The 1,725-nt window shown below is 33.4% G+C and carries 2 protein-coding genes; both read right to left on the reverse strand.

The genetic code is table 11. The features are described 5' to 3' along the window. Positions 1–163: 163 nt before the first annotated feature. Complete coding sequence (locus D8837_RS09215) at positions 164–817, reverse strand: CpsD/CapB family tyrosine-protein kinase (protein WP_125456868.1); 654 nt, start codon at positions 815–817, stop codon at positions 164–166. 1 nt (position 818) lies between these two features. Beyond that, complete coding sequence (locus tag D8837_RS09220) at positions 819–1,367, reverse strand: YveK family protein (RefSeq protein ID WP_260468893.1); 549 nt, start codon at positions 1,365–1,367, stop codon at positions 819–821. Positions 1,368–1,725 lie beyond the last annotated feature (358 nt).

The following is a 1,725-nucleotide window of genomic DNA, read 5'->3' on the forward strand; positions in this document are numbered from 1 at the left end:
AACCTGCAATTATTATAAAAAAGAAAAAAGTTGGAAGAACAAGAAATCTTAACTCTTGTTCTTTATCCTCATATTTTAATGAGAAAAAGGCCAGGAAAGAGATATAGACGAACATTAAAAGATAGATTGTCATTATTCCTCCCCTGCCTTTCAAATAGTTATTTTAATAATAGTAATAATAGGTGTCTTTATGTGAATCTATTTTATTCATTATCACACCAAGTAGTCTAGCTCCAACATGATCTAATCTTCTTTTTGCTTCTGTAACTTGACGCCGTTTTGATTTCTTTATATCTACAACAAGAAGGGTAGCGTCAGAAATACTGGCTAGTACTTGAGCATCTGTTGCTGCCAGCAAGGGAGGTGTATCGATAATGACATAGTCATAAAAATCCTCAAATGCTCTTAGTGTTTCTTCCATAGAAGAACTAGCTAACATCTCAGATGGATTAGGTGGAACAGGTCCTGAGGTCAGTACATCAAAATTCACATCATTTACCGTCATATGATTAATGGAATCTACACCTGACCTTTTTAATAGAAAGGTGCTTAATCCTTCAGTATTGTTTAGCTCTGTTAATTTATGTTGGGTTGGTTTACGCATGTCTGCATCTATGATAATAACTTTTTTCCCTTGTTGAGCCAGAGAGGCAGCAAGATTGATGCTGACTTCACTCTTTCCTTCATTGGGATTGGCACTTGTAACGACAATGATTTTAATATTTTTTCCAAATTCTGAGAACTGAAGATTACTCCTTAAAGTTCTAAAGGACTCAGCTACGATGGATTTACTGTTATGAATAACTTCGATATGCATGTCACTCACCTCTTCTCTTTCTCTCTATAGTCGGAATCATCCCGAGAACAGGTGTTCCCACTAACTCTTCCAAGTCTTCGTAAGAATCAATCGAATCACTCAATACATATTTGATGAAAATAACATTAAATCCTACAAAAGAAAATACTAGAATAGATACAAGAAGATTCTTCCATAAAACTGGGTAAACTGGAGAGCTACTTCCCAATGCTTCTGTTACAACTGATAAATTATCCCGTCCTAATCTGTCTGCTGTAAATTTTTTATACTGAATGACATACTCTCTTATGTAACGATCAGCTAATTCTCTATCGAGAGCTCTTACGGTTACTGTTACCAACTGAGAACCTGAGTCGTTTGTTAATTTAACCGATTTGATTTTAGCAATTTCATCTGGAGACAAACCTAATGCTTTATTGGTATCTTCTTTTACTGGAGGAAGATCTGCTATTTCTAAATAAGTCTTAGCTTGTCTTTGAAAGAGATTTATGGCTTCAATTGTTTGTGTATCATTATTCTGACCATTTGTTTGGCTTGAAGTGTTCTTCATTATGAGCTTAGAGGAGACACTGTATATAGGAGAAATGATAAAAACAGTATATAGACCAACTGCTGTCGTCCCTATTAATGTAAAAAGGATTAGAAACAGAAATTTACTTTTAATTAAAGTAAAAATTCTGTTGATATTTTTATTGAAAATACTCATCTTTTATTTTTGTCCTTTACTTTTCTTCCCTATCGGAATTATCTAAATCCATGTCCATTAAAAATAACTTTAATTGTATCATATTTTTATTTGTTATACAATAGTTTTTTTAATCCGAAAAGACTCACACTAAACGCTAGCAACTGGAATTTACTCTAAGACGACTCTGTTTTAGGGATATTTGTCGTTCACTTTTTCTGAG

The organism is Streptococcus mitis (genome assembly GCF_003942965.1).
In the GTDB taxonomy this organism is placed as follows: domain Bacteria; phylum Bacillota; class Bacilli; order Lactobacillales; family Streptococcaceae; genus Streptococcus; species Streptococcus mitis_BH.